8 protein-coding genes and 3 pseudogenes are annotated in these 12671 nt (G+C 60.4%); 6 read left to right on the top strand and 5 right to left on the bottom strand.

Features of this window, described 5'->3' with window-relative positions; all coding sequences use genetic code 11:
• Window positions 1–54 precede the first annotated feature (54 nt).
• The 3 genes from ACKZ62_RS18110 to ACKZ62_RS18100 all read left to right on the top strand — a co-directional run bounded on the left by ACKZ62_RS18110 (window position 55) and on the right by ACKZ62_RS18100 (window position 4982).
• Entirely contained in the window at window positions 55–1422 is a 1368-nt protein-coding gene (locus tag ACKZ62_RS18110) for an MFS transporter (RefSeq protein ID WP_447095622.1), read from the top strand.
• Complete coding sequence (locus ACKZ62_RS18105; protein WP_099603331.1) at window positions 1419–2693, top strand: glucarate dehydratase family protein; 1275 nt, start codon at window positions 1419–1421, stop codon at window positions 2691–2693. Before ACKZ62_RS18110 ends, ACKZ62_RS18105 begins: the two co-directional genes overlap by 4 nt.
• Window positions 2694–2927: 234 nt before the next feature.
• Window positions 2928–4982, top strand: coding sequence for a TonB-dependent receptor (locus tag ACKZ62_RS18100; protein WP_032885458.1), 2055 nt, complete (start codon window positions 2928–2930; stop codon window positions 4980–4982).
• Window positions 4983–5027: 45 nt separating this feature from the next.
• On the opposite strand, the gene ACKZ62_RS18095 is transcribed toward ACKZ62_RS18100, so the two are convergent.
• Complete coding sequence (locus ACKZ62_RS18095; RefSeq protein WP_447095621.1) at window positions 5028–6710, bottom strand: AMP-binding protein; 1683 nt, start codon at window positions 6708–6710, stop codon at window positions 5028–5030.
• A 266-nt stretch (window positions 6711–6976) separates the two neighbouring features.
• Between ACKZ62_RS18095 and ACKZ62_RS18090 the strand changes: the two are divergent.
• From ACKZ62_RS18090 to ACKZ62_RS18080, 3 pseudogenes are all read left to right on the top strand, one after another.
• A pseudogene (locus ACKZ62_RS18090) lies at window positions 6977–7747 on the top strand (ABC transporter substrate-binding protein).
• Between the two features lie 292 nt (window positions 7748–8039).
• Window positions 8040–8141, top strand: a pseudogene (locus ACKZ62_RS18085) (ABC transporter substrate-binding protein); the annotation flags it as partial.
• A 292-nt stretch (window positions 8142–8433) separates the two neighbouring features.
• Window positions 8434–8535: pseudogene (locus ACKZ62_RS18080) on the top strand (ABC transporter substrate-binding protein); the annotation flags it as partial.
• Window positions 8536–8870: 335 nt separating this feature from the next.
• Here ACKZ62_RS18080 and ACKZ62_RS18075 read toward each other — a convergent pair.
• From ACKZ62_RS18075 to ACKZ62_RS18060, 4 genes are all read right to left on the bottom strand, one after another.
• Complete coding sequence (locus ACKZ62_RS18075; RefSeq protein WP_032885454.1) at window positions 8871–9497, bottom strand: helix-turn-helix transcriptional regulator; 627 nt, start codon at window positions 9495–9497, stop codon at window positions 8871–8873.
• Entirely contained in the window at window positions 9497–10630 is a 1134-nt protein-coding gene (locus ACKZ62_RS18070; protein ID WP_179179225.1) for an NAD(P)/FAD-dependent oxidoreductase, read from the bottom strand. Before ACKZ62_RS18070 ends, ACKZ62_RS18075 begins: the two co-directional genes overlap by 1 nt.
• The gene (locus ACKZ62_RS18065) at window positions 10627–11559 is read right to left on the bottom strand and encodes an ornithine cyclodeaminase family protein (RefSeq protein ID WP_122756391.1); all 933 of its coding nucleotides are present in this window, start codon (window positions 11557–11559) and stop codon (window positions 10627–10629) included. The genes ACKZ62_RS18070 and ACKZ62_RS18065 overlap by 4 nt, the downstream gene beginning before the upstream one ends.
• A gap of 68 nt (window positions 11560–11627) precedes the next feature.
• Window positions 11628–12566, bottom strand: coding sequence for a LysR family transcriptional regulator (locus ACKZ62_RS18060; RefSeq protein WP_447095620.1), 939 nt, complete (start codon window positions 12564–12566; stop codon window positions 11628–11630).
• Window positions 12567–12671: the final 105 nt, after the last annotated feature.

The raw sequence follows: 12671 nt of genomic DNA, 5'->3' as shown, positions 1-12671 counted from the left end.
TCACGGCGTCCATCATTGTTCTGCCCCTAAAAAAACAATGAATGGGAGTTGCCCGTGGAAACCCTCCAGAATCCGCCAGACCCGACCGTGCTTGCCCGCGCGGCCGCCAAGGTCAAGCGTCATGTACTGCCGCTGTTCGTGGTGATGTTCATCGTCAATTACATCGACCGGGTCAATATCGGCTTTGTGCGCAGCCATATGGAGACCGACCTGGGCATTGGCGCAGCGGCCTATGGTTTGGGCGCCGGGTTGTTTTTCATCGGTTACGCGATCTTCGAAGTGCCGTCCAACCTGCTCTTGCAGCGCTACGGCGCTCGGGCCTGGTTGACGCGCATCATGTTCACCTGGGGCGCGGCGGCGATGGCCATGGCCTTTGTTCAGGGCGAAACCAGCTTCTACATCCTGCGCTTTATCCTCGGCGCCGCCGAAGCCGGGTTTTTCCCGGGGATCATCTACTACTTCACTCAATGGCTGCCGGCCGCCGAGCGTGGCAAGGCGATGGCGATCTTCCTCAGTGGCTCGGCGATCGCCTCGGTCATCTCCGGGCCGGTGTCGGGGGCACTGCTCAACGTCAGCGGCCTGAGCCTGCATGGTTGGCAGTGGATGTTCCTGATCGAAGGCTTTGCCTCCATCGTGCTCTGCGGGTTCGTGTGGTTCTGGTTGCAGTCCCATCCCCATCAGGCCACGTGGCTCAGCGACGACGAAAAACACGCGTTGGCCGCTGCTATTGCGCTGGAGCAGCAAGCCCGTGAGGCGAGCCAGAGCGTGCGGCCGTCGATGTTCAAATTGCTTGCCGACAAACAGATCGCACTGTTCTGCTTCATCTACTTCTCCATCGCCCTGACCATCTACGGCGCCACGTTCTGGCTGCCGAGCATGATCAAGAAAATGGGCAACCTGGGAGACTTCCAGGTTGGTCTGTTCAACTCCATCCCCTGGTTGATTTCCATCGTCGCGATGTACGGTTTTGCGTCGTTGGCCAGCAAGTGGAAGCACCAACAGGCGTGGGTGTCACTGATGCTGGTGATCGCCGCATTCGGCATGTTCATGTCCACCACCGGCGGGCCGGTGTTTGCCTTTGTCGCCATCTGTTTTGCCGCAATTGGCTTTAAGGCTGCCTCGGCGTTGTTCTGGCCGATTCCCCAGGGTTACCTGGATGCGCGCATCGCCGCGGCGGTGATCGCCTTGATCAATTCGGTCGGCAACCTGGGCGGCTTTGTTGCGCCCACCACTTTCGGCTTGCTGGAGCAGACCACCGGCTCCATCGAGGGCGGCCTGTATGGCTTGGCGGCCACCTCGCTGGTGGCGGCGATGGTGGTGTTTTTTGCCCGCACCGCGCCTCGGGGCACTGTGCCGCCTGCGTCCAAATCGTCCACTCATCCTCACGCCTTGCGTTCCGGTCCACAGGGAGCCGCCTCTTGAAAATTGTCCGCGTTACCGTCACCCCGATTGCCTTCCGTGACCCGCCATTGCTCAACGCCAGTGGTATTCACGAACCCTTCGCGCTGCGCTCGATCATCGAGATCGAGAGCGACACCGGCTACATCGGCCTGGGCGAGAGCTACGGCGACGCCCCGGCGTTGGCGATCCAGCAGCAGGTACAGTCACAGTTGATCGGGCTCGACCCCTTCAACCTCAACCAATTGCGCGCCATCGTGCAGGCCACCGTCGCCGCCCATAAACCGGCGAGCCTGGCCGGCGCCGAACTGGCACCGGGCTCCCACGCCAGCAAGGCGGTGAGCAATGCCTATTCGGCATTCGAAGTGGCGTTTCTTGATTTGCAGGCGCACTCACTGAACGTGCCATTGGTGGACCTGCTCGGCGGCGCGATCCGTGACCAGATCCCGTTCAGCGCGTACCTGTTTTTCAAATACGCCAAGCACATTGATTCGCCGTATAAACCCGACAGCTGGGGCGAAGCGCTGAACGAGGAACAGATCGTCGCCCAGGCCCGGCGCATGATCGACACCTACGGCTTCAAAAGCATCAAGCTCAAGGCCGGTGCGCTGCAACCCGAGCACGAGGTGTCATGCATCAAGGCGCTGAAAAGGGCCTTCCCCGGCGTGCCGCTGCGCATTGACCCGAACGGCAACTGGTCCCTGGAAACCTCGATCCGCATGGCCGAGTTGCTCGGCGATGACCTGCAATATTACGAAGACCCGACCCCCGGCCTGGACGGCATGGCCGAGCTGCACAAACGCACCGGCTTGCCCCTGGCGACCAATATGGTGGTCACCGACTTTGACGAGTTTCGCCGCAGCGTGGCGCTTAACAGTGTGCAGATCGTACTTGCCGACCACCATTACTGGGGCGGCCTGCGCGACACCCAGGCGCTGGCGAAGATGTGCCAGACCTTCGGCCTGGGCGTGTCGATGCACTCCAATTCGCACTTGGGCATCAGCCTGATGGCCATGGCCCACGTGGCCGCGTCGGTGCCCAACCTCGACTACGCCTGTGACACCCATTACCCGTGGCAAGAGCCGGATGAGGAGGTGATCAAGGGCGGCAAGCTGCCGATTGTCGACGGCTGCGTAAAAATCACCCGCGCACCGGGGCTGGGCCTGGAACTGGACCATGACCAATTGGGCAAGCTGCATGATCAATACCTTACCTGTGGCATCCGCCAGCGCGACGACGTGAAACAGATGCAGCGCTATCAACCGGAGTGGAAAACCGTCAAACCGCGTTATTGAAGCTGGTCGCTTCGTTTTGCCCGGTGGTGCGCCACCGGGCCTTTTTTTTTCGCGGGACGCTGTGCCGCGCTATGTATTCAAGCTGATACGTGAATGCGTAGCTATCTCAAATGAGATTTCTTATCAATAAAATTCACTTTGGTTTTTTTATCCCTTAGACTCAGCCCCGCTGGCGTTTGGCTGCCTTCAGCCCGCCACAAAAAACAATAACGAAGGGTGCTAGGGGAGCTGGGCGTGAATTTCAAAAAGAACACAATTGCGTTGGCGGTCGGGTCGGTTTGCCTGGCTTCAGGGGCTTGGGCTGCCGAACCCAACACGATGGAAATCGCGCCGATTACGGTGAGTGGCGAGAAAATCAACCGCTCCCTTGAGCAGACCCAATCCAGCGTTGTGGTCGTGACCGAACAACAACTGCGGGACAAGGCCGATCACAGCCTGGTCGATGTGTTCGCGCGCACGCCGGGTGTGTACAGCCAGGCTGGTAACGAAAACTGGGGCATTCGCGGTGTACCGGTGTCCGGATTCGACGACCAGGGCCCCGCGACCCTCAATGGCGCCGTTTCGGTGTATGTCGATGGTGCCGTGCAACCCAATCGCACCCTGACCCTGAGCCCTACCGGCTTGTGGGATGTGGAACAGGTAGAAGTCTTCCTCGGCCCGCAATCCACCACCCAGGGACGTAACTCCCTGGCCGGCGCCGTAGTAATCCAGACCCGCAACCCGACGTTCCAACCGACGTTCTCGGCGCAAACCAACGTGGGCAACTACGGAGAAAAAGGCGCAGCGGTGGCCGGTGGCGGCAGCATTGTCGATGACAAGATCGCAGGTCGCATCGCCCTGGATTATCAAGATGGCGATGGTTACATCGACAACATCGCCCTCGGCAAGGATGCCAACCCGCACCGCACGAGCAACGCGCGCGGCAAGCTGTTGATCCTGCCCAACGACGATCTCGACGTCTTGCTGACCTACGCCCACAACGAGCACCGCCAGGGTGACAACTCGGTCATCCGCACCCCGGACAAGGTGCGCTATTACAAGGTGTCCTCCGATACCCAAGCGTTCGACAACCTCAACCAAGACACCGTCAGCGCCAAGGTCGACTACCGCCTCGATGACCAATGGTCGCTGACCAGCCTGACCACCAACACCCGGTCCGACTACACCAACCGCCTGGACTTCGACCAGACTGCCGACGCCAATGAAGTCATCCGACGCAAGCAGGATGGCAACCTGTTCGGCCAGGAGCTGCGCCTCAACTACAGCTCGGACACGGTGAAAAGTTTCGTCGGCGCCTATTACGGCCACAACTCCAACAATTTCCACGACCGACTGCTGTTCGATGACGTATTGGCGGTCACGGTGAAAGGCGACACAGTCATCGAAAACAAGGCGCTGTTTGGTGAAGTCGACTGGACCTTCGCACCGCGCTGGACTCTGGTCACCGGCCTGCGCTACGACCACGAAACCAACGACACCGACATCAAGCAGGACGACCTGTCCGACGCGGCGAAGGTCAAAAAGTCGTTCGCGGCCGTGCTGCCAAAACTGGGCATCAACTACGAACTCGCCACCGGCCAGTACCTGGGTTTCATGGTGCAGAAAGGTTATCGCGGCGGTGGCGTGAACGTGCGTTCCGGCAGCGGTCACGAGGCATATGACCCGGAATACACCACCAACTATGAGCTGTCGTACCGCGGTTCATTTCTCGAAGACACCCTGCGTGCACGCGCCAACCTGTATTACACCGACTGGAAAGACCAGCAGGTCAGCGTGCGGCAAGCCAACAGCAATGTCATCAACGTGTACAACGCCGGTCGCAGCGATATCAAGGGCCTGGAAGTGTTCATCGAGAAAGACCTGAGCGAGCAACTGACCCTGACCCTTGGTGGCGCGATCACCGATGGCAAGTACAAGGACTTCATCGTCGGCAACGGCCAGGACCGCAGCGGCGAAGCGTTCTACTACTCGCCCAAGTACAAGGCTTCAGTGGGCGGCATCTATCGCTTCAACGAGCGCCTGACCTTCAACACCGACGTGACGTACCAGAGCAGCGCGCCTTCGGCGTACGAGTTCGATTCAGCGGGCAAGGTCAACGGCGAGCGCAGGAGCGACAACTACGTGTTGGCCAACTTCAGCAGCGAATTCAAAGTCACCAAGAACGTGGCTGTCTCGGGCTTCGTGAAAAACGCCTTCGACAAGCGCTACGTCACCAACAACCGCGATGACGAAATCATCGACGCCGGCGCGCCGCGCACCTTTGGCATGGCGCTGCGTTACGACCTGTAAGCTGTATTCCTGCGTGCCCCGGCGCTGCGGCGCCGGGTTCTGCGTTCAGGAAAAATCCTCCTCGAAATGCTCGTGCTCACCCCGCGCATCCCCTTGGCGACGCACCACCTCCATCTGCCGCAGCTCTACCCGCCGGATCTTGCCGGAAATGGTTTTGGGCAGTTCGCTGACAAATTCGATGCGCCGCACCCGTTTGTACGGGGCGAGGTGTTCGCGGGCGAAGGCGAGGATGTTGCGGGCCAGCTCGGCGCTGCCGGGGGCGTCGTGGGCCAGGATCAGGAAGGCTTTGGGCACCGCCAGGCGCAGTGGGTCTGGGCTGGGCACTACGGCCACTTCCATCACCGCCGGGTGTTCGATCAGCGCACTTTCCAGTTCGAACGGGCTGATGCGGTAGTCGGAGGCCTTGAACACGTCATCGGCGCGACCGACGAAGGTGATGTAGCCGTCGCTGTCGATCTGCGCGGTATCGCCGGTGCGGTAGTAACCGTCGCGCATCACTTCGGCGGTTTTTTCCGGGCTGTCCTCGTAGCACACCATTAAACCGAGAGGGCGTACATCCAGCGGCAGCGCGACTTCCCCTTCGTTGCCCGGTAGGCCGTCGGCGTCCAACAGCACGACACGATAGCCCGGCAGTGGACGGCCCATGGACCCTGGCTTGAGCAACTGGCCGGGGGTGTTGCCGACCAGGGCGGTGGTCTCCGATTGGCCGAAACCATCGCGCAGCGGCAAGCCCCAGGCCTGCTGGATTTGCTCGATGATTTCCGGGTTCAGGGGTTCGCCCGCACCCACCAATTCACGCAGATTCAGGCGCGCCTTGTGACTGGCCAGGTCTTCCTGGATCAGCATGCGCCACACGGTCGGCGGGGCGCACAGGCTGGTCACACGATATTGTTCCAGCGCTGTCAGCAAGGCCGGCGCGCTGAACCGCGCGACGTTATGGATGAAGATGCACGCGCCGGCATTCCACGGCGCGAACAGGCAGCTCCAGGCGTGCTTGGCCCAGCCTGGAGACGAGATATTCAGGTGCAGGTCGCCGGGTTGCAGGCCGATCCAGTACATCGTCGACAGGTGGCCCACCGGGTAGCTTTGGTGGCTGTGCAGCACCATCTTAGGTTTGGAGGTGGTGCCGGAAGTGAAGTACAGCAGCATGGGGTCGGTGGCCAGGGTGCGGCCTTCGGCTTCGAACTGCTCGGGGTATTCAAATGCGGCGTTGTGCGCGACCCAGCCGCTGGGCGCAGCTCCCACGCAGATGCGGCTACAGCCATCGCCCAGGCCGTCGAACTTGCCGACATGCGCCTCGCCGACAACCAGATGGCGAACCTGGCCACGCTCGATACGGTCGCGCAGATCATCCGGGTTGAGCAGGGCGGTGGCCGGGATCACTACCGCGCCTAGTTTGAAGGCGGCGAGCATGGTGTCCCACAACGCCACGTCGTTGCCGAGCATCAACAGCACTCGGTCGCCGCGTCGCACGCCGAGGGCACGCAGATGGTTGGCCACCTGGTTTGAGCGCGTCGCCAGTTGCTGGAAGCTGTAGCGCTGCTCGCTGCCGTCTTCTTCGACGATCCACAGCGCGTTGGCCGCATTGCCCTCGGCCATGGCATCGAAGTAGTCCAAGGCCCAGTTGAACGCGTCCAGCTGCGGCCAGCGGAAGTCGCGAACGGCGGTGGCGTAATCGGTGCGATGGGCGAGCAGAAAATCCCGCGCGGCCAGGAAGGGATGCGTCATGGTCGGTGTCCTTGATTATTGTTGTAGGGACATTTCTGTGCTGCGGTGACCCACGGTTCAACCGAGAGGCTGAACCGAGTATAGGCACGCATAAATCCAGAGATGAACGCTCAAAAACACCGGTGTGTTGTGCAAAAAAGTCATGGGTGCAGGGGCTGGATTGACGATCAATACATAAAAGTCCAGTATGGAATTATAAGTACAAAAGCTATTGCTGGATTTTTTCTTCTCTCTTGCCAAACCAACAACAACTTGCGAGATCCCCCATGAAGAAACGCTTGCTTATCACCGCCCTGGCCTTGGTCGCTTCCAGCCACGTATGGGCCGCCGAGAAAACCCTGCGCATCGGCATCGAGGCGGCCTACCCGCCGTTTGCCTCCAAGACCCAGGAAGGCACCATCGTTGGCTTCGACTACGACATCGGCAACGCGCTGTGCGCGCAGATGAAGGTCAAGTGCGTGTGGGTTGAAGGTGAGTTCGATGGTCTGATTCCTTCCCTCAAGGTGAAGAAAATCGACATGGCCCTGTCGTCCATGACCATCAACGAAGACCGCAAGAAGTCAGTAGATTTCACCCACAAGTACTACTTCACCTCATCGCGTCTTGTGATGAAAGACGGCGCGGTGGTGGATGACCAGTACGCCAGCCTGAAGGGCAAGACCGTCGGTGTGTAGCGTGCGACCACCACCGACCGTTACGCCACCGAGGTATTTGAGCCCAAGGGCATTAACGTCAAGCGCTACAGCAATAACGAAGAGATCTACATGGACCTGGCGGCAGGGCGCCTGGATGCGATTTTTGCCGACACCATCCCCTTGAATGACTTCCTGCAAATGCCACGGGGCAAGGGCTACGCTTTTGTCGGGCCGGAGCTCAAGGACCCCAAATACGTAGGCGAAGGCGCGGGGATTGCGGTGCGCAAGGGCAACGAGGCGCTGGTCAGCGAATTGAACACGGCCATCGACGGCATTCGTGCCAGTGGTGAGTACCAGAAGATTTCGCAGCAGTACTTCAAGGCTGACATTTACGGTGATTGATGCAGCGGGGCTGCTGCTGTTGTGGTGAGTAGCCTTGCTTTTTTGATGAGCAGTCCTGCAGTTGTAATGAGCGGGCTTGCTTTTGTGGTGAGCAGTTCTGCTTTTGTGGTGAGCGGGCTTGCCCCGCGCTGGGTGGCGAAGCCGCCCCATTACTGACAGTGCATACCTTCAGTTGGAACTGAGGCGTCTGAATTTGGGGCGGCTCCGCCACCCAGCGCGGGGCAAGCCCGCTCACTACAAAATCCTGTTCACCACATAAGACCTGCTCAAGACAAAGAGCCTGCTCACCACGCTGGTCAGCGAATTGAACACGGCCATCGACGGCATTCGTGCCAGTGGTGAGTACCAGAAGATTTCGCAGCAGTACTTCAAGGCTGACATTTACGGTGATTGATGCAGCGGGGCTGCTGCTGTTGCGGTGAGTAGCCTTGCTTTTTTGATGAGCAGTCCTGCAGTTGTAATGAGCGGGCTTGCTTTTGTGGTGAGCAGTTCTGCGTTTGTGGTGAGCGGGCTTGCCCCGCGCTGGGTGGCGAAGCCGCCCCATTACTGACAGTGCATACCTTCAGTTGGAACTGAGGCGTCTGAATTTGGGGCGGCTCCGCCACCCAGCGCGGGGCAAGCCCGCTCACTACAAAATCCTGTTCACCACATAAGACCTGCTCAAGACAAAGAGCCTGCTCACCACGCTGGTCAGCGAATTGAACACGGCCATCGACGGCATTCGTGCCAGTGGTGAGTACCAGAAGATTTCGCAGCAGTACTTCAAGGCTGACATTTACGGTGATTGATGCAGCGGGGCTGCTGCTGTTGCGGTGAGTAGCCTTGCTTTTTTGATGAGCAGTCCTGCAGTTGTAATGAGCGGGCTTGCTTTTGTGGTGAGCTGGCTTGCTTTTGTGGTGAGCAGTTCTGCTTTTGTGGTGAGCGGGCTTGCCCCGCGCTGGGTGGCGAAGCCGCCCCATTACTGACAGTGCATACCTTCAGTTGGAACTGAGGCGTCTGAATTTGGGGCGGCTTCGCCACCCAGCGCGGGGCAGGCCCGCTCACTACAAAATCCTGTTCACCACATAAGGCCTGCTCAAGACAAAAAGCCTGCTCACCAAAAAAATCATCCAGGGTTGAAGGTTCAGCCCTTTAATTCCTTCAGATGCTTGTAAACCGTTGCCCGCCCCATACCCAGCACGTTGGCCACATAGTTCGAGGCGCTCTTGCCCTTGAACGCGCCTTCGGCATGCAGTGCCAGCACCAGTTCGCGTTTGTGGTCGCGGGTCAGCAGGTTCAGGCTTAACTGGCGCTCACGCATCCAGGCATGCAGGAAGGTGTTGATGCGTTCCTGCCAGTCATCGCGAAACAGCGCGTCCGGCTGTGGGATCAGCTTGCTTGGCGACAGGAACAGGTCCAATGCCGCCTTGGCATTTTCGAACAGTGAAATATTCAGGTTGATGCACAGCACCGCCAGGGGCCGACCGTTGGCGTCGCGCAGTACGGTGCTCAGGCTGCGAATTTTCTGACCGTCCCAGTTGAGTTTTTCGTAGGGGCCGATATTCACTTCGCTGACGTCATCGCTGAGCATGTCCTCCAGCGCCGAGTCGTCGCCAATCGCGCGTTTCGACAGGTTATTGGCGATGTAATCGACTTTTTGCGTGCGCAGGTCATGCAGCACCGCTTCGGCGTGGGGGAAGAACAGCGTGGCGATGGCATCGGCGATCGCGCGAAAGTTCTGCAAGACGTTGTCGGGTTCGACGGTGTTCATCAATGGGGCTCCAGGCGGGCGGGGGAGAGCATACCAGCGTCGAGGCCGAACCGGGTCAGTGCCTCCGGCAGCGGTGCGCCGCGCACCAGTGCCGCACTGGCCTGGCCCATGGCCGGTGAGGTTTGGATGCCGTAACCGCCTTGCGCCGCTACCCAGAACAGCCCTGGGACTCGCGGGTCGAAGCCCGAAAGCAAGTCACCGTCGTGCACAAAGCTGCGCAGTCCGGCCCAGGTTCGCGTGGGGCGGCGGATGGTCAGGGTGGTGGCTTCTTCGATCTGGTAGATGCCCATGGCGATGTCCAATTCTTCGGGCTGGATGTCCTGAGGCTCGACCGGGTCTGCGTTGGCCGGTGAGCCGAGGAACATGCCGGCGTCGGGCTTCATGTAGAACGCTTCGTCGAGCGCCACCAGCATTGGCCACGCATGGCTGTCCATGCCTTCGGGGCCGGCGAAGATAAACGCCGAGCGGCGCTTGGGTTGCAGGCCAATGGATGCGGCACCGGCCAGCCCACCGATGTGGTCGGCCCAGGCGCCAGCGGCGTTGATAATGATCGGCGCGGTGAAGGTTTCGTGTTGGGTGGTGACGTGCCAAAGACCACCGCTGTCACGGCTCAAGCCCAGCACATGGCTGTCGGTATGCACGTCGCCGCCCTTGCGACGAATACCGCGCAAATAGCCTTGGTGCAGGGCGTCGGTGTCGATGTCGCTGGCAGTGGGATCATAGATCGCACCGTGAACCTTTTCCCGACGCAGGATCGGCAACTTCGCACAGGCCTCGTCGACACTCAGCTGTTCAACCTGCGGCACGGTGGCCTTGGCGCTGAGGTACTGCGCGTTCAACTCGGCCGCATCGCCGGTGAAGTCCACCGTCATCTCGCCGCGCGGTGTGAGCAAGGGATGCTCGCAGAACCCTGCCGGCGGGTGGTCGAAAAACTCCCGGCTGGCCAGGGTCAACGCCCGCACCTGCGGAGTGCCGTAGGCGGCGGTGTAGAGCGCAGCCGAACGCCCGGTGGAGTGATAGGCCGGGTGAGATTCACGTTCCAGCACTCTCACTTTGCCGTGTTGCGACAACCAGAAACCCGTGGACGCACCGGCAATGCCGCCGCCGATGATGATGAAATCTGCGTGGTTCATAGGAGTCTCCAGAGGGCATTGGCCAGTGCGATGTCTTCCAGGCCCAGACCGATGGAACGGAAGAATACGTGACGGTTGTAGGACGGGCGCTTCACCTGGTCGCTGAGCAGTTCGGGCAGGTCGCCCATGACTGCGCTTGGGTTCCAGCCATGTTGTTCGGCGGCGATCAGCATCTCGCCCGCCGAGCCTGGCGTGGTTTGGCGGTAGTCGCAGAACACGTCCATTTCGTTCAGTGATGGGGGTGGTACTTCGTGAGCGCGCGGTGCGTTGGTGCTGATGGAGGTGATCAGCGCCGGTTTGCTCAGGCGCGAAGGGTCAATCACCGGGCCGGCGGATGACGTGCACAGTAGGATCACGTCGGCGTCTTCCAGGGCGGCTTCGCAGGTTGGAGCGATGCTCACGCGTGGGTCAAGGCGTTGAAGCGTGGAGTCAGTAGCGGTCAGGCTGGGCGAGAAGAAGTTGATGCTTTGCCAATCCCGCAGGTTTTTCACGTAGTGCAGGTGAGCCTGGGCCACCTTGCCGCTGCCGATGATCGCCAGTCGCCGAGCCGCCTGTGGCGCCAGCGCATCCACCGCCAGCGCAGTGGTCGCGGCGGTGCGTGCGGTGGTCAGTTCTGCGGCATCACACAACAGCAGCGGCTGGCCGGTGTGCGTGGACATCAAGAGCGTCCAGGCGGTTACCAATGGCCCTTGCTCACGCACGATATACGGCGAGGTTTTCATGCCATACACGCCGTCCTGCGCCAGCACGCCCAGGTAGTTGATGAAGTCACCGGCGCCCTGGGGGAATTCCACCCATTGCTGGGGCGGCTGCACCGCATGCCCGGCCGCCAGGTCGCGGAACAGTGCGCGTAGGATCTGCAGCACATCGACTTGGCCCAGCAGTTCGCGGGCCTGGGTTTGGTTGATCACATGCGGGGTGCTGGACATGAATGCCTCTTTTGTTGAACTTATTTGTCCATTATGGACTTTTAGTTCCGTCGAGCAAGAGGCAAACCTTATCCGAGATAACGAAAGCCCCCCGACAGCTTCTCCTTCAGATAACCCACCAACACACTCACCGACTTCGGCACATGGGGCGAATACGGCCGAATCAAGTAGATCTCATTGGCAAATGCGCCCTTGAGCGTCCAGTCCTTGAGCACCTGCACCAGCTTGCGGCTGGTCAGCGCGGCATGGGCGCTGAAGTCTGGGAGCAGGGCGATGCCCAGGTGGTTGAGAGCGGAGTCGCGCAGCGCCTCACTGTTATTGGTGGCGAAGCTGCCGGCGATGGGCACGGTCAGGCGTTCAACGTTTTTACTGCCGCGTTCGAAGGTCCAGGCGGGCTGGTCGGTGCCCCGTGGGTAGAACAGGCAGTTGTGTGCCGACAGCTCGCCGGGTTCGCGGGGCTCTCCGTGGCGTTGCAGGTAATCCTGGGTGGCTACCAGCACCGACCCGGTGTCGCAGAGCTTCCAGGCGACGTGGGTTTCCGGCACCTGGAAACCGTGGCGCACGGCCAGGTCGTAACCTTCGGCTGCCAGGGAACTCAGCGCATCGGACACATCCAGCTGGATACGCACCTGCGGGTAACGCTGCAGGAATTCCGACAGATGCGGCACCAGTTGCTGTCGGGCAAATGCCACCGGCGCGGTAAGGCGCACCAGCCCGCGAATCTCCCCCACAGAGTCACGCACTGACGAGAAGCTGCGGGCGATCTGCGCATAGGCGCTGCGCACTTCACGGGTCAGCGACAGCCCCGCATCGGTCAGCCGCACACTGCGCGTGGTGCGCGTGACCAACTGAGTGCCGGTGGCCTTTTCCAGGTCGGCAATACGCTGGCTGACCGCAGACTTGCTCACGCCCAGGCGCGCAGCGGCAGCCGTGTAAGTGCCTTGCTCTTCCAATATGGAAAGCCAGTGGATATGGGTCCATAGGCCTTCGATCTCAGATTTTTCCATGGGTGGATTGTTCGCGTATGTGGACAATAAGTTCAGGATTCTGCTCTGGTTTGGAACAAAGCGAAAGCCTATCGTGTGTTCCAACGCTACCCACCTGGATCGACT

Source organism: Pseudomonas sivasensis, assembly GCF_052938085.1.
This window is presented reverse-complemented; position numbering and strand designations above follow the sequence as displayed.

Excerpts from the sequence above, each read along its gene's own strand:
- ACKZ62_RS18095 (WP_447095621.1), bottom strand. The coding sequence starts at position 6,710 with ATGACGCATCCCTTCCTGGCCGCGCGGGATTTTCTGCTCGCCCATCGC.
- ACKZ62_RS18075 (WP_032885454.1), bottom strand. The coding sequence starts at position 9,497 with ATGAACACCGTCGAACCCGACAACGTCTTGCAGAACTTTCGCGCGATC.
- ACKZ62_RS18070 (WP_179179225.1), bottom strand. The coding sequence starts at position 10,630 with ATGAACCACGCAGATTTCATCATCATCGGCGGCGGCATTGCCGGTGCG.
- ACKZ62_RS18065 (WP_122756391.1), bottom strand. The coding sequence starts at position 11,559 with ATGTCCAGCACCCCGCATGTGATCAACCAAACCCAGGCCCGCGAACTG.
- ACKZ62_RS18060 (WP_447095620.1), bottom strand. The coding sequence starts at position 12,566 with ATGGAAAAATCTGAGATCGAAGGCCTATGGACCCATATCCACTGGCTT.